This is a genomic window from Dryocola boscaweniae (assembly GCF_025215095.1).
Lineage (GTDB): Bacteria > Pseudomonadota > Gammaproteobacteria > Enterobacterales > Enterobacteriaceae > Dryocola > Dryocola boscaweniae.
This window is the reverse complement of the sequence record NZ_JALHAP010000079.1, coordinates 1-17078: the sequence shown is the minus strand read 5'-3', so window position 1 is coordinate 17078 and position 17078 is coordinate 1. Positions and strand designations below refer to the sequence as shown.

Here is a 17078-nt window from a genome sequence, read left to right as displayed (position 1 = left end):
TTAAAACGTGGGGGCGGTACAAACCGTACCGCCAGAGGGGGGAACCCCGGCATGAGGCGATTAGTTCGCCTGTTTTTTCTCTACCGTGCCGGACGCTTCGCGTTCCGCCACTTCTTTATTTAGTTCGTCGATTTTCGCCATCATAATTTCACGGCAGTGCGTTGCCAGTTTACGCACCTGATCTTTACCGTATCGACTGGTATCAATCGGCGGCAGCATTTCGACAATCACCAGGCCGTTATTCCAACGGTTCAGTTTAATTTTATTACTGGTATTGGAAACGCACACCGGAATAATTGGCACGCCGGCAGCAATAGCGGCATGGAACGCGCCGGTTTTAAACGGCAATAATCCGCGCCCGCGGCTACGAGTACCTTCCGGGAACATCCAGACGGATATTTTACGTTTTTGCATTTGCGTCACAACCTGCGAAATAGTGCTGTGCGCTTTAGCGCGGTTATCCCGGTCAATCAACAGATTGCCGGTTAACCAATATAGCTGCCCAAAGAAAGGAATCCATAACAGGCTTTTCTTACCCACGGTAACCGTCGGCGGCTGCACAATATTCGCTGCGGTAACCATATCGAAATTATTCTGGTGGTTACCGATATAAATTGCGGTCGGGTGGTTTTCAGCGCCCGGGGGTAAACGGGTTTCTACTTTCAGACCAAATACGGGCGCAAGGCGTCCGAAGAGATGGCCAAAAGTTGCCACGTGGCGCGGGTTACGCGGGCTAAATAAGCAGTAAATGCAGCCTAAAATGCATACCAGGATGCAATAAATTACAACAATAATAAAACGAACGATGGATAGCATAACAACCTCTAAAGCCTAAACCGCTAACAAGTATGACCTGCTTTAGCGCAAAACACACCGTTCGGGCGACAATACCGCCGCCCGATATGGATTACTCTTCGCTGTCGCCAATGCCTGCGCGAGCCGGAGAATCAACTTCTACACGATCAATACGTTGCAGACCGCGCATCAGCGTACCGCGACGGCCGCGCTCGCCGGTAATTTTCTGAAGTTCTTCCGGACGCAGTTTAATCTTACGTTTGCCCACATGCAGCGTAACGGTGCTAAGCGGTGGCAGGATAAAGAGATGCGCCAGCTTATCTACCCCTTTCGCCGCTTCAGCAGATGGAATAGAGATGATTTTATTGCCTTTGCCTTTGGATAACTGAGGCAGATCGCTCACCGGGAACATCAGCATACGTCCGGCAGCCGTGATTGCCATCAGCATATCTTCTTCACTGGTGATTTCCATTGGCGGCAACACACGTGCATTTTCCGGCAGTGAAATCAGCGCTTTGCCTGCGCGGTTGCGCGAAATCAGGTCGTTGAAAGTACACACGAAGCCGTAACCCGCATCGGATGCCATCAGCAATTTCTGCTCATCTGGGGCCATCAACACATGTTCTACGGTTGCGCCCGGTGGCGGCGTAAGTTTACCGGTTAGCGGTTCTCCCTGACCACGTGCCGACGGCAGCGTAATCGGATCAAGCGCATAGCTTCTTCCCGTAGAATCAATGAACGCCACAGGCTGATTGCTCTTGCCTTTAGCTGAAGCCAGATAGCTATCGCCCGCCTTGTAATTAAGCCCTTGCGCGTCGATATCGTGGCCTTTGGCGCTGCGCACCCAGCCCATTTGTGACAACACTATAGTGACGGGTTCAGATGGCGTCATATCATGCTCGCTCATCGCTTTCGCTTCGCCGCGTTCGTGCAGCGGTGAACGACGGTCATCGCCGTATGCATCAGAATCGGCCTGCAGCTCTTTTTTCAGCAGCGTATTCATTTTGCGTTCGGAAGCGAGAATGCCCTGTAGCCGATCGCGCTCTTTTTCCAGCTCGCTTTGCTCGCCGCGAATTTTCATCTCTTCGAGTTTGGCGAGGTGGCGTAATTTAAGCTCAAGGATGGATTCAGCCTGCGTTTCGCTCAGCGCAAAACGCTCCATCAACACTGGCTTTGGCTCGTCTTCGGTACGGATGATGTGAATCACTTCATCAATATTGAGGAACGCCACCAGCAAACCTTCAAGGATATGCAGGCGTTTGAGCACTTTTTCGAGACGGTATGAAAGGCGACGGCGCACCGTATCGCGACGATAGTCCAGCCACTCGGTAAGAATTTCGAGCAGGTTTTTCACCGACGGACGGTTATCCAGGCCGATCATATTGAGGTTAACGCGATAGCTCTTCTCAAGATCGGTGGTGGCAAACAGGTGGTTCATGACCTGTTCCATATCGATGCGATTTGATCGAGGAACAATCACCAGACGAGTCGGGTTTTCATGATCGGATTCATCACGCAGGTCTTCAACCATCGGCAGCTTTTTAGCACGCATCTGGTTTGCGATCTGCTCCAGCACACGAGCGCCAGAAACCTGATGCGGCAGCGCGGTAATTACTACGTCGCCATCTTCTTTTTTCCAGACGGCACGCATGCGCACTGAACCGCGGCCGGTCTGATAAATTTTACGAATTTCAGCGCGCGGAGTAATGATTTCGGCTTCGGTCGGATAATCCGGGCCGTGGACGATATCCAGCAGCTCATCAAGAGAGGTTTTTGGCTTGTCGATAAGCGCGATGGCAGCATTCGCTACTTCCCGCAGGTTATGCGGCGGAATATCCGTCGCCATCCCGACCGCGATGCCGGTGGTGCCGTTTAGCAGAATGTTTGGCAAACGCGCGGGCAGCGTTTTTGGCTCCTGTAGCGTGCCGTCAAAGTTTGGGATGTAATCAACGGTGCCCTGGCCCAGCTCACCCAGCAGCACTTCCGCGTATTTAGACAAACGCGATTCGGTATAACGCATCGCCGCAAAGGACTTCGGATCGTCCGGCGCGCCCCAGTTTCCCTGCCCGTCTACCAGCGGATAGCGGTAAGAGAACGGCTGCGCCATCAGGACCATCGCCTCATAGCAGGCGCTGTCGCCGTGCGGGTGGTATTTACCCAGTACGTCGCCTACGGTACGAGCGGATTTTTTGAATTTAGCGCTGGCGCTGAGTCCCAACTCCGACATGGCATAGATGATACGGCGCTGCACGGGCTTAAGCCCATCGCCAATAAACGGCAGCGCGCGGTCCATGATGACGTACATGGAATAGTTGAGATAGGCATTTTCCGTGAATTCGTGCAGCGCAAGGCGCTCTGCACCATCATGAGTTAGATCACTCATTAATTATTCATCCTCAAACTGACGAGCCGAGTGTGGCCACAAACGGCGTAATTGCCGCCGATAGTACCTTATCTGGCTTGCCGAGTCACAGGGGGGAATAGCTTTGCGCGGAGGTTTAACGCGGGTGAGCGAGTGAAAGCGAGCCGCACCGGGCGGCTCGTTGCAGGCTTACTTCATTTTGTTGATTTGCTTTACGTCAATTTCAACAGAATTCCAGTCCTTATCTACCTCTCCCTGGATTTCAACGGTGTCCTGCGGGGTGATGGTCTGCCCATTCCAGCGCTTGTGGTCAATGTCCACATTTACCGTGCCGGAGGCATCACGAAACACGTAGTGATCGCCGCCGATGCGTTGTTCAATCTTTCCGCGCAGCGTAACCCAGGTATCGTCAGAGAATGTTTTTGCTTTTTCTGCCGTGGTTACCGTGCCCGTTGGGCCGACAAACCCGCCCGATGCAGGAGCTTGCTGCGTTGCGGCTGGCGCATTGGGATCAACAAAGCCGCCTTGATTTGCAGCGATGGCAGGCGCGGCGGAAATAGCAAGTACGGTCAGAATAGCGGCTACTTTTTTCATTATTTATTCTCCTTATTGATATGTCGTTTCTGATACCTATTAAAGTGCATAGATCTTAACGCGATCTTAATTTCTCGCCGCAAAAATGCTTTTTTTACTGAATTGCGGCAATTGCCGAAGCATCGTATTTTTGCTCTGTACACACTCAGTCAAACGTTATTAACTTCACGTGTTTGAGCGATAAGGATAGCGTCATGCGCGTATTATTAATTGAAGATGACAAACTGATCGGCGATGGACTTAAAGCCGGGCTGACCAAAATGGGCTTCACTATCGACTGGTTTACCGATGGCAAACTTGGTCAATCAACATTAAGCCAGGCCCCTTATGATGCAGTCGTACTTGATTTAAGCCTGCCCGGCATCGACGGCCTGGAAATATTAAAAAGCTGGCGGCGTAACGGCCAAAATGAGCCGGTATTAATTCTCACCGCGCGCGATGCGCTGGAACAACGCATCGAAGGTTTACAGCTCGGCGCCGATGACTATTTATGCAAACCTTTCGCGCTAATTGAAGTAGCTGCACGCCTGCAGGTTTTAATTCGCCGCACTCACGGCCAGCCGCAGCCTTTGCTTTCACACGCTGGGGTTGAACTCGACCCCATCAAATTAACCGTCACCAAAAATGGTGAATCCCTGCAGCTAAAACCGAAAGAATTCGCGCTGCTCGAATTGCTGATGCGCAACGCCGGCCGTGTACTTCCTCGCTCGCTTATTGAAGAGAAAATTTATAGCTGGGACGATGAAGTTTCCAGAAATGCGCTGGAAGTTCATATTCACCATCTTCGCCGTAAACTGGGCAGCGGCTTTATTCGTACCGTTCACGGAATTGGCTATACGCTGGGTGAAGAATGATTAAAAAGCTGACGCAAAGCCTGCGGGCGAGACTTATCGCCAGTTTTATTTTGCTGACGGCTATCGCCTGGGCTGGCGCAAGCGTTGCCGCCTGGCATCAGACATCCAAAACGCTCGACAAGCTGTTCGATACCCAGCAACTGCTGTTTGCCAAACGACTAAGCGCGCTGGATTTACGTGCCCTCCGGGCAGATCCACAGTTACCACGCACAAAAAAAATGGTGCCGCACCATCGCGGAAAACAGGATGACGATACCCTCGCCTTCGCTATTTTTTCCGTTGACGGGCAGATGCGCCTGAATGACGGCGATAACGGTAAAGACCTGAGGTTTGACTATCGCCGCGATGGTTTTACGGATGGATACCTGAACGGCGATGACGATCCCTGGCGGCTGGTGTGGCTTACTACGCCTGACGGCCGCTACCGTATTGTGGTTGGCCAGGAGAGAGAGTATCGCGAAGATATGGCTCTGGATATCGTCACGTCTCAACTGCTGCCGTGGCTGATTGCCCTGCCGTTGATGTTATTGCTGCTGGTCTGGCTGGTTAGCCGCGCGCTTGCCCCCCTACATAAGCTGGCGGCGCAGTTACGCCAGCGTTCACCAGACGATGCCCGCAAGCTAGAGACGCAGCAGCTTCCTCTGGAAATAAAACCGCTGGTCAATGCGCTCAATACGCTTTTTACCCGCACCGGCGAGTTCATGCTGCGCGAACGCCGTTTTACCTCGGATGCGGCCCATGAGCTTCGCAGCCCGCTGGCGGCGCTAAAAGTACAGGCTGAAGTGGCGCAACTGGCGGCTAACGATCCCCAAATGCGCGAACATGCATTGAATAATCTGACGACCGGCACCGAGCGGGCCTCTCGTCTGGTGGATCAGTTGCTTACTTTGTCTCGCCTGGATTCGCTGGCTGACCTGGACGATATTGAGGATGTATCGCTTCCTGCACTGCTGCAAAGCGCCGTAATGGATGCCTGGCACCAGGCTCAACGCGAGGGCGTGGATATTCGCCTTGAGTTAAAAGAAGAGCAAGTGTCTGTGCGTGGGCAAACTTTACTGCTGAGTTTAATGGTGCGTAACCTGCTGGATAATGCCGTGCGCTACAGCCCAGGCGGCAGCTTGGTGAACGTTGTTTTACGCAAGCGAGAAATTTGCATTACCGATAACGGCTCGGGTATCAGTCCGGAGTTTTTACCGAAGTTAGGCGAAAGGTTCTTTCGTCCACCAGGCCTGGAAAAAACAGGCAGCGGCCTGGGCCTTTCGATCGTCCAGCGTATCGCTTCCTTGCACGGCATGAATGCGCAGTTTTCTAACGTTGAAAGCGGTGGATTTCAGGTACGGATAAGCTGGTAATCAGAAGATTATTGCTCCTATGGCAAAAGTCTTTGCACATTCTGGCCATTTTATCGTGACGGCGGTCACGTTAGACTTCGTGCCAAACGCAATGATTCGAGGACAAACGATGAGCAATATTCTAATTATCAACGGTGCGAAAAAATTCGCCCACTCTAACGGCCAGCTAAACGACACCCTGACCGAAGTCGCGGAAAGCTACCTGCGCGACCTCGGACATGATGTTCAGGTTACGCGCACCGACAGCGAGTACGACGTAAAAGCTGAAGTCGAAAAATATCTCTGGGCCGATACCATCATTTATCAGATGCCGGGCTGGTGGATGGGTGCTCCGTGGACCATGAAAAAATACATTGATGACGTGTTCACCGAAGGTCACGGCTCCCTGTATGCCAGCGATGGTCGTACTCGATCTGACGCGGCGAAGAAATACGGTTCCGGCGGGCTGATTCAGGGAAAAACTTATATGCTTTCCCTTACCTGGAACGCCCCGCTGCAAGCCTTTGAAGATAAAGAACAGTTCTTCCATGGCGTTGGCGTTGACGGCGTTTATCTGCCCTTCCATAAGGCCAATGAATTCCTGGGCATGAAAGGCCTGCCGACCTTTATCGCGAACGACGTAATGAAGGTGCCGGACGTTCCACGCTTTGTTGCAGAATATCGCAAGCATCTCGGCGAAATTTTTGCTTAACTGTTGGTCTGCTTAGAAAAGGAGTTAGTCATGCTGACAGTAATAGCTGAGATTCGCACCCGCCCGGGCCAGCATCATCGTAAGAACGTTGTGGATGCGTTCGCAAAAATTATCCCGATCGTGTTAGAAGAAGAAGGTTGTTTCGGTTACGCGCCGTTAGTCGATCATAATGCGCAGGTCGCTTTTCAGACTACCGCCCCGGATTCCATCTTTATGGTGGAAAAATGGGAGAGCGTTGCCCATCTGGAAGCCCACTTAGCCACGCCGCACATGAAGAACCACAGCGCCGCGGTGAAAGATGACGTGCTGGATATCCATATTCACATCCTGGAAGACGCGATTAAATAAAATAATTCGCTAACTGTTTTTAGAAAAAGAAAAGGGAGCCGGTTTACACCGGCTCCCTTTTTATTTCGACCCTGTTAGACGTCGAGATCGGCCGTATCGCCTTTTTCCTGCAACCAGTTACGACGGTCTTCGGAACGTTTTTTGGCAAGCAACATATCCATCATTGCCAGCGTTTTGTCGCTGTCTTCGTCGCTGATGGTAAGCTGTACCAGGCGGCGTGTATTTGGATCGAGCGTGGTTTCGCGCAACTGCAGCGGGTTCATTTCACCCAGACCTTTAAAACGCTGTACGTTCGGTTTGCCCTTCTTACGCTTGAGTTGCTCAAGCACGCCGGCTTTCTCTTCTTCATCCAGCGCGTAGTACACCTCTTTCCCCAAATCGATGCGGTACAAAGGCGGCATTGCCACATAAACGTGGCCGCCTTTCACTAGCGAACGGAAGTGTCGCACGAACAGCGCGCACAGCAGCGTTGCGATGTGCAGTCCGTCAGAGTCCGCATCCGCGAGAATACAGATCTTGCCGTAGCGTAACTGGCTTAGATCTTCACTGTCAGGATCGATACCGATCGCAACAGAAATATCATGTACTTCCTGGGAGGCCAGGACCTCATCGGAGGAAACTTCCCAGGTGTTAAGGATCTTACCCTTAAGCGGCATGATCGCCTGATATTCACGATCGCGCGCCTGTTTTGCCGAGCCACCTGCGGAATCCCCTTCCACAAGGAACAGTTCAGTACGGCTGAGATCCTGCGCGGTACAGTCCGCCAGTTTGCCAGGCAAAGCCGGGCCGCTGGTCAGTTTCTTACGCACCACTTTTTTGGCCGCGCGCATCCGGCGCTGAGCGCTGGAGATAGCCAGTTCCGCAAGCTGTTCCGCGGCCTGAATATTCTGGTTTAGCCACAGGCTAAACGCATCTTTCACCACGCCTGAGACAAAGGCTGCGCACTGGCGGGATGAGAGGCGTTCTTTGGTCTGCCCCGCAAACTGCGGGTCCTGCATTTTGACTGAAAGCACATAGGCACAGCGTTCCCAGATATCATCCGCCGAAAGTTTTACCCCGCGTGGCAGAATGTTGCGGTATTCGCAAAATTCACGCATCGCATCAAGCAGACCCTGGCGCAGGCCGTTGACATGCGTACCGCCCTGCATGGTTGGGATCAGGTTTACATAGCTTTCAGTCAGCAGCTCGCCGCCTTCCGGCAGCCAGAGCAACGCCCAGTCAACTTCTTCGGTATCGCCTGCAAAATTACCGATAAACGGTGATTCCGGCAGCGTGATCAGCCCGTTTACCGCTTCGCTCAGATAGTCTTTCAGGCCATCCTGGTAGCACCAGCGCTGTTCGGTATTATTTACTTTATCGGTAAAGGTGATTTCCACGCCCGGACAGAGCACCGCTTTGGCTTTCAGCAGGTGGCTCAGTCGTGAAACAGAGAAGCGCGGGCTGTCGAAGAATTTTTCATCCGGCCAGAAGTGAACGCTGGTGCCGGTGTTGCGTTTGCCGCAGGTGCCGACCACGTCAAGCTCCTGCACCTTATCGCCATTTTCAAAAGCGATGCTGTAGACCTGCGCGTCACGGCGAACGGTAACTTCAACACGTTTGGACAGAGCGTTGACAACGGAAATCCCCACCCCGTGCAGGCCGCCGGAAAACTGATAGTTTTTATTAGAGAACTTACCGCCAGCGTGCAGACGGCAGAGGATCAGTTCGACCGCAGGCACCCCTTCTTCGGGATGGATATCTACCGGCATACCACGACCGTCATCGATAACTTCTAATGACTGGTCGGCATGGAGAATGACATCAACACGCTTAGCATGGCCTGCCAGCGCTTCATCCACGCTGTTATCAATGACTTCCTGGCCCAAATGATTCGGGCGGGTGGTGTCGGTGTACATTCCCGGACGGCGGCGAACCGGCTCAAGCCCGGTGAGTACCTCAATGGCATCGGCGTTATAACTGGATTGCGTCATGGTTTATTCGTTCAGATAGCGAAACAGAGAATCGGCCGACCCGGCCTCAATGTAGACCGAGGAAGTCGACAAGCTGTGTGAAATAATCTTCGAAGCCCACAAAGGCGTGATTGCCGCCGGATTCGACCGTCTGGCGACAGGAGGTGTAGTAAGCCACCGCCTGGCGGTAATCGAGCACTTCGTCACCCGTTTGTTGCAGTAGCCAGATGAGATCCGGCGCTTCAAGCGGGTCAACCTGCATGACTTTAAGATCGTAAATATGGCGAGACTCTAGCACATATTGCTGGCCGGTGTAGGGGTTCTCGTTGGCGCCAAGGTAATCCGCCAGCAATTCAAAGGGCCTTACCGCCGGGTTTACCACTACGGCGGGCAGCATGAAGCATTGCGACAGCCAGGTGGCGTAATAGCCACCTAACGAAGAGCCGACAACACCAAGCGGCTCGCCGCCGTGCTCAAGCACCAGCGACTCCAGCAGCTCCGCAGCATCGGCAGGATATGGCGGTAACTGAGGCACGACCATTTCTATATGTGGATGGCGCTCTGCAAGCCACGCCTGGAGGCTTGTCGCCTTTGCCGAACGCGGGGAGCTATTAAAACCGTGCAGGTACAGTAGCGTTGACATCAGTATCCTTCTGAAGCGGTATCAGGATTAAATACTGCGCCTTTCAGACGGCATACTTCGGTAGTGACAACGCCGTCCGGATGGAGTTCGAGCCAGCGCCAGCCCGGTTCAATGGTATCCAGCGTGAAGTTGGAACAATGGGGCTTAAACTGCACGCAGGTAGAAGGCGTTGCCAGCATACGGCGACCGTTCCAGTCGAGATCCAATTCCTGATGAATATGCCCGCACAGTAAGGTTTTAACCTGTGGGAAATTGACCAACACGTTATCCAGCTCCTGCGCATTACGCAGGCTGTGCTGATCGAGCCAGCTACATCCAGCGGGCAGTGGGTGATGATGAAGCAACAAGAGAGTGTGACGTTCAGGGGCGGCGGCTAGTTTACGCTCCAGCCATTCAAGCTGATAGTCGCTCAGTTCGCCATGAGGCACGCCAAAGACCTGACTGTCCAGCAAAACGACCTGCCAGTTATCACCGATATAGACAAGTTTCGAAGGAGAGATCCCAGCTTCCTGCAAGGCGCTGTACATCGCTGGCTGAAAATCGTGATTGCCCGGCAACCAGACGCAGGGCGCAGCAATTCTCGCGATGCCCTCAGCAAAGTGCTGGTAGGCTTGCGCGCTGTGATCCTGGGCTAAATCCCCGGTTGCGACAATCAGATCGCAGTGACGTTTGTCAGCGAGAATAGCCGCAAGCACCGCCTGGTAGCTTTCCCAGGTGTTGATGCCAAGCAGCGTTTCATTCTTTCCAGAGAATAGGTGGGTATCGGTAATTTGCAGTATCCTGATACGGCCCCCACCGGCCACAGGAAGATTTAACAGGCTTTCCAAATGGTGTCCTTAGGTTTCACTCTCTCTAACAAACCGGAACCGCCATCGCTCCATGCGCTAAACAGTAGCGCAGCCAATCAGCAAGAAACTGGTTAATTTGATGCTTTTCGTCGCGTTGATGCAACTTTTTATTAGGATAATCATACCGTGCTTTGAAGCGGAAGATCTGCTGGCTTGAACACACTTCCGCGACCATCGCGTCATGGTAAAGCCTGACGGACATGGATGGCAGGCTCCAGTAGCTTACGCTGGGCGCGGTTTGTTCTATCTCAACAAGCGTAGTGTAGCGGGTAGACTCAAGGACGGTCAGCCGATAGCGGGCGCTATTAACCTGATAGGTCAGGTTTTCGCCTGGCGCATCATTACGCGGCAGCAGGCGGCGCAGTTGAGCGAAATTGGTTTCGCACAGGCGCATCATTTCAGGGAAGTCAGGCGTATAGCGCTTCATAGTTAGTCGTTCCACTCAATTCGCAGTTTCTCATAATGCAGTTGCAGCCATTGCAAAGCGATGACTGAGGCAGCATTGTCAATGAACCCCTCTTCTACTAGCTGATAAGCCTTTTCCCGGCTCACCACATGAACACGAATATCTTCGTTTTCATCCACCAGACCGTGTATACCTTCAGCGGTGGTGGCATCCACTTCACCCACGAGTACGGATAACCGCTCGCTGGTTCCTCCAGGGCTTGCCAGGTAGCTGAGCACCGGTTTTGTGCGCCCAACCAATAAACCGGCTTCTTCCACGGCTTCCCGACGCGCCACGTCTTCAACGCTTTCGCCTTCTTCAATCATTCCGGCAATCAGTTCAAGCAGCCATGGCGTGTCGCTTGTGTCGTAAGCGGCAATTCGAATCTGTTCAATCAGCACCACTTCATCACGCACAGGGTCATAGGGTAGCAGCACCGCGGCATGCCCGCGTTCAAAAATTTCACGTCGAACTTCGCCACTCATTTCACCATTGAAAAGACGATGGCGAAAACGATAAAGATCGAGCGAAAAAAAGCCGCGATAAAGTGTTTCCCGTGCAATAATTTCAACATCGTTTTTGGCTAACGTGACAAGCTTATTCTTAGGCTGACTCATAATGATGTCCTGATGACTAATGGTAATGAAATGAGCAATTTCAACCCTGTTTGACTGCCGTTTCATTTGCTATGTGGTAGATTGATGAAAATTCCGGGTGGATGGCACGTTACGCCAACCCGCCCCGCTGGCCGTCTCTGCTAGAATCGGCAAATATTTCGCCTCAAACAGCGCTAACAAAACAATTTTGCTTCACAACAAGGAATGCAAATGAAGAAACTGCTCCCAATCCTTATCGGTCTGAGCCTAACGGGTTTCAGCGCCATGAGCCAGGCAGAAAACCTGATGCAGGTTTATCAGCAGGCGCGTCTTAGCAACCCGGACTTACGTAGATCCGCTGCAGACCGTGATGCCGCATTCGAGAAAATTAACGAAGCGCGTAGCCCGTTATTACCGCAACTCGGCCTTGGCGCAGATTACACCTATAGCAACGGCTATCGCGACGCGAACGGCGTTAACTCCAATGCAACCAGCGCCTCTTTGTCTTTGACGCAAACTATTTTTGATATGTCGAAATGGCGTGCGCTGACCCTGCAGGAAAAATCTGCCGGCATCCAGGACGTGACTTACCAGACCGACCAGCAAACGCTGATTCTCAATACCGCGACGGCCTATTTTAACGTGCTGAGCGCCATTGATGCACTTTCCTATACCGAAGCGCAGAAACAGGCGATTTACCGTCAGTTAGACCAGACGACCCAGCGCTTTAACGTAGGCCTTGTAGCTATTACCGACGTGCAGAACGCCCGTTCGCAGTACGATAACGTGCTGGCAAACGAAGTGACTGCCCGCAACAACCTGGATAACGCGGTAGAAGCGCTGCGTCAGGTTACCGGCAATTACTATCCGTCTCTGGCTTCTTTAAACGTTGACGGTTTCAAAACCAACAAGCCCGAAGCGGTGAATAGCCTGCTGCAGGAAGCTGAAAAACGTAACCTGGCGCTGTTGCAGGCTCGTCTGTCTCAGGATCTTGCTCGCGAACAAATTCGCTACGCACAAACGGGCCATATGCCAACCGTGGACCTGAGCGCTTCTACCGGCGTTTCCGATACCAGCTACAGCGGCTCAAAAACCAACAACGCGCAGTACGATGACAGCAATATGGGCCAGAATAAAATCGGCCTGAGCTTCTCGCTGCCGCTGTATCAGGGCGGCCTGGTTAACTCACAGGTTAAACAAGCGCAGTACAACTTTGTGGGCGCGAGTGAACAACTGGAAAGCGCGCACCGCAGCGTTGTGCAGACCGTTCGTTCCTCCTTCAATAACGTGAACGCGTCCATCAGTACCATCAATGCATACAAACAGGCCGTTGTGTCTGCGCAAAGCTCTTTAGATGCGATGGAAGCAGGTTACTCCGTAGGTACTCGTACTATCGTTGACGTGTTGGATGCGACCACGACGTTGTATAACGCGAAACAGCAGCTTTCCAGTGCTCGTTATAACTACCTGATCAATCAGCTTAATATTAAGCAGGCTCTGGGTACGCTTAACGAACAGGATCTGGTCGCGCTTAACGCAACGCTCGGCCAGCCGGTGCCGACCACCGCTGACAGCGTGGCTCCAGAAACGCCAGAGCAGAATGCGCGCGCGGACGGTTACACAGCGAATACCGCTGCAGCCGCTACCAGCGTCTCTGCTCAGACCACTCCGGCAGCTCAGCCTGCGAAAGCGACCAGCACCAATTCCCGTAATCCATTCGGAAATTAATTTCGTAAAAAGGGGCATGGCGACATGCCCCTGTCACAACTTGCGGCTTCGAACGTAAGGCAACGTAAAGATCCCCCCGCAATCGCCCGTCATCGCTTTAATTTCGACCATTCATCCCCTATTCTAAGCACAACATTAGCTTCATTCCTTTGGGCTCAGGACAGATAAATGAAACGGACAAAAACTATAAACCACGCATCGTTCCGCAAAAGCTGGAACGCCAGACATCTAACGCCGGTTGCGCTGGCCGTCACCGCCGTGTTTATGCTCGCGGGTTGTGAACAGAGCGACGAAACCGTCTCCATGTACCAGAACGCGGATGACTGCGCCCAGGCAAACCCTGGCAAAAGCGCGGAATGCACCACCTCCTACAATAACGCCTTAAAGGAAGCTGAGCGCACCGCGCCTAAATATGCTTCCCGTGAAGAATGTATCGCCGAGTTTGGTGAAGGTCAGTGCCAACAGGCGCCTGCCCAGGCCAGTATGGCGGGTGAGAACCAGGCGCAAACCCAGCAGAGCGGAAGTTTCTGGATGCCGCTGATGGCGGGTTACATGATGGGTCGCCTGATGGGCGGCGGCGCGGGCTTTGCTCAGCAGCCGCTGTTCACCTCCAAAAATCCGGCAAGTCCGGCCTACGGCAAATATGCTGATGCCAGCGGCAAGAGCTACGGCGCGGCAACGCCTGGCCGTACAGCCACCGTTCCAAAAACCGCTATGGCGCCAAAACCAGCCACCACCAACACCGTAACTCGCGGCGGCTTTGGTGAATCGGTCGCTAAGCAATCGACTATGCAACGCAGCAGCGCTACCGGCTCCTCCCGTTCGATGGGCGGTTAAGGGACATGGAAAGAGTCGCAATCCAGGAACGCCCGGACTGGCGCGAGAAAGCCACCGAATACGGTTTCAACTTCCACACCATGTATGGCGAACCCTACTGGTGTGAAGAAGCTTATTACAAGCTGACGTTGCCGCAGGTTGAACGTCTGGAGGAAGTCACGGCGGAACTGCACCAGATGTGCCTGAAGGTTGTCGAGAAAGTGGTGAGCAGCGATGCGCTGCTAACTAAATTCCGCATCCCGAAACACACCTGGGAATTTGTGCGTCAGTCCTGGCGCACCCAACAGCCTTCGCTTTATTCCCGTCTCGATCTGGCGTGGGATGGCGTGGGTGACCCTAAGCTGCTCGAAAACAACGCCGACACGCCGACTTCGCTTTACGAAGCCGCGTTCTTCCAGTGGATCTGGCTCGAAGATCAGACGCAGGCAGGAAATCTGCCAGCGGGTAGCGATCAGTTCAACAGCCTGCAAGAAAAGATCATCGAACGCTTTGCCGAACTAAAACAGCAGCATGGTTTCAACCTGGTGCATTTCGCCTGCTGCCAGGAGACGGTAGAAGATCGCGGTACGGTTCAGTATCTGCAGGATTGTGCCGCCGAAGCAGAAGTGGCCAGCGAATTCCTGTACATAGAAGAGATAGGCCTGGGTGAAAAAGGCCAGTTTACCGACCCGCAGGATCAGGTTATCAGCAACCTCTTTAAGCTCTATCCGTGGGAATACATGCTGCGCGAGATGTTCTCTACCAAGCTTGAAGATGCCGGTGTGCGCTGGCTGGAACCTGCCTGGAAAAGCATTATCTCCAACAAAGCATTGCTGCCGATGCTGTGGGAAATGTTCCCTAATCATCCAAACCTGCTGCCCGCGTATTTTGCAGAAGACGATTTCCCGGCGATGGATAAATATGTCGTTAAACCGATCTTCTCCCGCGAGGGCGCGAATGTGAAGATCATCGAGAACGGTCAGGAAGTTGCCCGCGTTGATGGTCCTTACGGCGAAGAAGGCATGATCGTACAAGAGTTCTATCAACTGCCAAAATTTGGCGACAGCTACACGCTTATCGGAAGCTGGCTTATCAACGATCAACCGGCCGGGATCGGCATTCGTGAAGACCGGGCGTTAATCACCCAGGATCTTTCTCGTTTCTATCCGCACGTCTTTGTAGAGTAAAAAGCGTAGCGTAAAAAGGCGCGGTAATCGCGCCTTTTTTATTAACCTACCTGCACCGAAAGCATGCTCAACGATCCCATCTCAATTCCGTCTACCGGGATCGTAATCGGTTCCTCACCATCCCACGCGCCAAGTACATAAAGCAAAGGCAGGTAGTGATCCGGCGTCGGGTTTGATAACGATCCGCCTTCATGTTGCAGATAATTCACCAGCGGGTGCTCTGCCGTTGGCCCCTTCCAGGCGAGATTGTCTTTCACAAACTGATTGAACGATTCGGCCCATGGATAAGGTGTGTTTTCTCCGTGCCAACGGGCGGTGCGCAGGTTATGCACAACGTTGCCGCTGGCGATCAGCATAATACCCTGATCACGCAACGCAGCCAGTTTACGGCCCATCTCGTAGTGCCAAGCATTCGGTTTAGTACTGTCAATGCTTAACTGCACCATGGGAATGTCTGCATCCGGGTACATTTTTATTAGCACGCCCCAGGAGCCATGGTCGAAACCCCAAGCCTCCTTATCCAGCGTGACATGTTCTGGCGCCAGCAAATCGACAAGCTGCTGGGCCAGCGCCGGAGAACCCGGGGCCGGATAATGGGTATCGTACAGCGCCTGCGGGAATCCGCCGAAATCATGAATAGTTTTTGGCGCTTCCATCGCGGTTACGCCGGTACCACGCGTGAACCAGTGGGCAGAGATCACCACAATCGCTTTCGGGCGCGGCAGAGCCTCTCCCAAATGCCGCCAGGTCTGGGTATAGTGATTCTCTTCGAGCGCATTCATCGGGCTACCGTGACCAAGGAATAGCGCGGGCATACGTTGGGTAGTCATCATCATGTCCTTAAGCGGATAAATATTTAATGACACAACATTACGCCCAATCATTGCGGGAAGAACTCAGATAAGCATGATGAAGATCATCAGGAAATTTGAATGTGTATGATGAGGAGTTGTCAATGTCAGTCCCCTTGCTCCTGACCCTGCTTGCCGGGGGAGCTACCTTTATCGGGGCCGTTTTGGGTGTAATCGGCCAGAAGCCGTCGAACCGGGTGCTGGCATTTTCACTTGGTTTTGCAGCCGGTATTATGCTGCTCATTTCTTTGATGGAAATGCTGCCTGCTGCTTTGCACACCGAAGGGATGTCGCCCGTACTTGGCTATGGCATGTTCGTGTTGGGGCTGGTGGGCTATTTCGCGCTCGATCGCAGCCTGCCCCATGCGCATCCACAGGATTTGATGGATGGCACGTTAAAAGCACCAAACCTGCGCCGCACCGCGCTTTTGCTAACGCTCGGTATCAGTCTGCATAACTTCCCGGAAGGCATTGCAACCTTTGTGACGGCCAGTTCCAATCTCGAGCTCGGGATGGGTATCGCGCTCGCCGTCGCATTACACAATATTCCTGAAGGCCTGGCGGTTGCAGGCCCGGTTTATGCCGCAACGGGTTCAAAACGTAAAGCGATCGTCTGGGCTGGCATTTCAGGGCTGGCAGAAATTTTTGGCGGCGTACTGGCCTGGTTGATTCTGGGCACGATGATCTCACCGATTGTTATGGCTTCAATCATGGCGGCCGTCGCAGGAATTATGGTGGCGCTTTCGGTAGATGAACTGATGCCGCTGGCGAAAGAAATCGATCCGCATAACAATCCCAGTTACGGCGTTCTTTGCGGTATGGCGGTGATGGGATTAAGCCTGACGCTGCTGCAAACCAGCGGCATCGGCTAACAAAAAGCCCGGTTGAGAAATGGACTGACCCCATAAAGTTGGACAGTTCATGTTAAGCGGCTATCGGGGTCTGGGTTCGGTATTCTACCGGACTCAGGCCTTTTAATTTCAGGCTGATCCGCTCGTTGTTATAGTAATGGATATAGT

The 17078-nt window shown here is 53.0% G+C and carries 18 protein-coding genes; 8 read left to right on the top strand and 10 right to left on the bottom strand.

What is annotated here, in order from left to right:
• Nucleotides 1-60 precede the first annotated feature (60 nt).
• The 3 genes from MUA00_RS12600 to MUA00_RS12590 form a co-directional block, all read right to left on the bottom strand.
• On the bottom strand, nt 61-816 hold the full coding sequence (locus tag MUA00_RS12600; RefSeq protein WP_271123393.1) for a 1-acylglycerol-3-phosphate O-acyltransferase: 756 nt from the start codon (nt 814-816) through the stop codon (nt 61-63).
• 91 nt (nt 817-907) lie between these two features.
• Nucleotides 908-3178, bottom strand: a complete 2271-nt coding sequence (gene parC / locus MUA00_RS12595; RefSeq protein WP_271123392.1) for a DNA topoisomerase IV subunit A — start codon at nt 3176-3178, stop codon at nt 908-910.
• 168 nt (nt 3179-3346) lie between these two features.
• Entirely contained in the window at nt 3347-3751 is a 405-nt protein-coding gene (locus MUA00_RS12590) for a YgiW/YdeI family stress tolerance OB fold protein (RefSeq protein WP_271123391.1), read from the bottom strand.
• A 194-nt stretch (nt 3752-3945) separates the two neighbouring features.
• On the opposite strand from MUA00_RS12590, the gene qseB reads away from it, so the two are divergent.
• The 4 genes from qseB (at nt 3946) to MUA00_RS12570 (ending at nt 6996) form a co-directional block, all read left to right on the top strand.
• Entirely contained in the window at nt 3946-4605 is a 660-nt protein-coding gene (qseB, locus tag MUA00_RS12585) for a quorum sensing response regulator transcription factor QseB (protein WP_271123390.1), read from the top strand.
• Nucleotides 4605-5957 (top strand): quorum sensing histidine kinase QseC, encoded by a 1353-nt coding sequence (gene qseC / locus MUA00_RS12580; RefSeq protein WP_271123637.1) that lies wholly within the window; start codon nt 4605-4607, stop codon nt 5955-5957. Before qseB ends, qseC begins: the two co-directional genes overlap by 1 nt.
• 109 nt (nt 5958-6066) lie before the next feature.
• On the top strand, nt 6067-6648 hold the full coding sequence (locus tag MUA00_RS12575) for an NAD(P)H-dependent oxidoreductase (RefSeq protein WP_271123389.1): 582 nt from the start codon (nt 6067-6069) through the stop codon (nt 6646-6648).
• A 30-nt stretch (nt 6649-6678) separates the two neighbouring features.
• Complete coding sequence (locus MUA00_RS12570; RefSeq protein ID WP_271123388.1) at nt 6679-6996, top strand: putative quinol monooxygenase; 318 nt, start codon at nt 6679-6681, stop codon at nt 6994-6996.
• Between the two features lie 74 nt (nt 6997-7070).
• Here the strand turns inward: MUA00_RS12570 and parE are convergent, their stop codons facing one another.
• The 5 genes from parE to nudF are packed head-to-tail and all read right to left on the bottom strand — an operon-like array spanning nt 7071 to nt 11498.
• Nucleotides 7071-8966, bottom strand: a complete 1896-nt coding sequence (gene parE, locus MUA00_RS12565; protein ID WP_271123387.1) for a DNA topoisomerase IV subunit B — start codon at nt 8964-8966, stop codon at nt 7071-7073.
• A gap of 46 nt (nt 8967-9012) precedes the next feature.
• On the bottom strand, nt 9013-9588 hold the full coding sequence (yqiA, locus tag MUA00_RS12560) for an esterase YqiA (RefSeq protein ID WP_271123386.1): 576 nt from the start codon (nt 9586-9588) through the stop codon (nt 9013-9015).
• Nucleotides 9588-10415 carry a 3',5'-cyclic-AMP phosphodiesterase gene (gene cpdA, locus MUA00_RS12555; RefSeq protein WP_271123385.1) on the bottom strand — a complete coding sequence of 276 codons (828 nt, stop codon included), beginning with the start codon at nt 10413-10415 and terminating at the stop codon, nt 9588-9590. Before cpdA ends, yqiA begins: the two co-directional genes overlap by 1 nt.
• A gap of 25 nt (nt 10416-10440) precedes the next feature.
• Nucleotides 10441-10863, bottom strand: coding sequence for a DUF1249 family protein (locus MUA00_RS12550; protein WP_271123384.1), 423 nt, complete (start codon nt 10861-10863; stop codon nt 10441-10443).
• 2 nt (nt 10864-10865) lie between these two features.
• Complete coding sequence (gene nudF, locus MUA00_RS12545) at nt 10866-11498, bottom strand: ADP-ribose diphosphatase (protein WP_271123383.1); 633 nt, start codon at nt 11496-11498, stop codon at nt 10866-10868.
• 210 nt (nt 11499-11708) lie between these two features.
• Between nudF and tolC the strand changes: the two genes are divergently transcribed.
• The 3 genes from tolC to MUA00_RS12530 all read left to right on the top strand — a co-directional run bounded on the left by tolC (nt 11709) and on the right by MUA00_RS12530 (nt 15208).
• Nucleotides 11709-13205, top strand: coding sequence for an outer membrane channel protein TolC (gene tolC, locus MUA00_RS12540; protein WP_271123382.1), 1497 nt, complete (start codon nt 11709-11711; stop codon nt 13203-13205).
• 168 nt (nt 13206-13373) lie between these two features.
• Nucleotides 13374-14042, top strand: a complete 669-nt coding sequence (locus MUA00_RS12535; protein ID WP_271123381.1) for a DUF1190 family protein — start codon at nt 13374-13376, stop codon at nt 14040-14042.
• A 5-nt stretch (nt 14043-14047) separates the two neighbouring features.
• Nucleotides 14048-15208 carry a glutathionylspermidine synthase family protein gene (locus MUA00_RS12530; protein ID WP_271123380.1) on the top strand — a complete coding sequence of 387 codons (1161 nt, stop codon included), beginning with the start codon at nt 14048-14050 and terminating at the stop codon, nt 15206-15208.
• Nucleotides 15209-15249: 41 nt separating this feature from the next.
• Here MUA00_RS12530 and ygiD read toward each other — a convergent pair whose 3' ends face one another.
• Nucleotides 15250-16038 carry a 4,5-DOPA-extradiol-dioxygenase gene (gene ygiD, locus MUA00_RS12525; protein WP_271123379.1) on the bottom strand — a complete coding sequence of 263 codons (789 nt, stop codon included), beginning with the start codon at nt 16036-16038 and terminating at the stop codon, nt 15250-15252.
• A gap of 125 nt (nt 16039-16163) precedes the next feature.
• Between ygiD and zupT the strand changes: the two genes are divergently transcribed.
• Nucleotides 16164-16931, top strand: coding sequence for a zinc transporter ZupT (gene zupT, locus MUA00_RS12520; RefSeq protein ID WP_271123378.1), 768 nt, complete (start codon nt 16164-16166; stop codon nt 16929-16931).
• A gap of 52 nt (nt 16932-16983) precedes the next feature.
• On the opposite strand, the gene MUA00_RS12515 is transcribed toward zupT, so the two are convergent.
• Nucleotides 16984-17078 (bottom strand): IS3 family transposase (locus MUA00_RS12515; RefSeq protein ID WP_271121941.1); only part of this gene is annotated, 95 nt, incomplete at its 5' end.